This is a genomic window from Erythrobacter sp., from assembly GCF_038133525.1.
Classification (GTDB): Bacteria; Pseudomonadota; Alphaproteobacteria; order Sphingomonadales; family Sphingomonadaceae; genus Qipengyuania.
In genome coordinates this window covers 1-564 of sequence record NZ_JAYPTL010000134.1, presented here as the reverse complement: position 1 = coordinate 564, position 564 = coordinate 1, and the positions used below count along the sequence as shown (strand labels likewise).

The 564-nt window shown below is 61.7% G+C and carries 1 protein-coding gene; it reads right to left on the bottom strand.

Annotation, left to right across the window (positions count from 1 at the left end):
- Positions 1-564, bottom strand: a 564-nt coding sequence (locus AAFM29_RS17095; RefSeq protein ID WP_341713937.1) for a cbb3-type cytochrome c oxidase subunit I, incomplete at both ends; no start/stop codon positions are given.

Sequence of the window (564 nt, the reverse complement as noted above, 5' to 3'; positions counted from 1 at the left end):
GCCCATTCCAGCGCATGCCCATCCCACGGATCGCCCACCGGCACGGCCAGCGCCTCGCGCCGGCGGACCGATACCCATAGCTGCACCATCAATGCCGCCAGCCCGCCAAGGATCATGACGGCGCCTGCCAGCGCAAAGTCCATATATGGCTGATAGGCCTGATCGAAGGTCGTGGCGCTGCGCCGCATCACCCCCATCAGCCCCAGCGCGTAAAGTGGCATGAAGGCGACAAGAAAGCCTCCGCTCCACAATCCCCACGCGATGCGTCCCCATGTCTCGTCCAGCCGATAGCCGAATGCCTTTGGGAACCAGTACATATAGCCCGCGAACATGCCGAACAAAGTGCCCGGGATCAGCATGTTATGGAAATGCGCGACTAGGAACAGCGAGTTGTGGACCTGAAAATCGACCGGCGGATTGGCGAGGATGATGCCGGTTAGCCCGCCGATGACGAAGCACAGCATGAAGGTCATGGCGAACAGCATGGGGGCGGTCAGCCGGATGCGCCCGCGATACATGGTGAGCAGCCAGTCATAGACCTTTACCCCCGTCGGGATGCCGATC